We start from the raw sequence: 504 nt of genomic DNA, 5'->3' as shown, positions 1-504 counted from the left end.
CCATCGCCGGCAAGCCGGGCGCCTACAGGGGAATAGCGGCGCCGATGTGGCGCCGACAGTGGAACAACAATAAATAATCACTGTGAGGGCTACCCAAATGTCAGAACACGCTCAACCCCTGGGCTCCGCCACCAAGGCGCGAGACAGCAACGACACACAGAAAGTCATCTTCGCCTCCTCCCTCGGGACGGTGTTCGAGTGGTATGACTTCTTCCTCTATGGCGCACTCGCGGCGGTAATCAGCAAGCAGTTCTTTGCCGGGGTCAACGACACCACGGCGTTTATCTTTGCCCTGATGGCCTTCGCCGCCGGCTTTGTGGTGCGCCCGTTCGGCGCGCTGGTGTTCGGTCGGCTGGGTGACATGATCGGGCGCAAGTACACCTTCCTCGCCACCATCATCCTGATGGGCCTGGCGACTTTCTGCGTCGGCCTGCTGCCGACCTATTCGAGCATCGGCATTGCCGCACCGATCATCCTCGTCGCGCTGCGCATGCTCCAGGGCCT

Annotated in this window: 1 protein-coding gene; it reads left to right on the top strand. The window is 61.5% G+C overall.

Going from position 1 to position 504, the window contains the following annotated elements:
* Positions 1-97: 97 nt before the first annotated feature.
* The coding region (locus HX846_RS35455) for an MFS transporter (RefSeq protein ID WP_178967272.1) at positions 98-504 on the top strand (407 nt) is incomplete at its 3' end.

It is taken from the genome of Pseudomonas sp. K5002 (genome assembly GCF_013386655.1).
Lineage (GTDB): Bacteria > Pseudomonadota > Gammaproteobacteria > Pseudomonadales > Pseudomonadaceae > Aquipseudomonas.
This window is presented reverse-complemented; position numbering and strand designations above follow the sequence as displayed.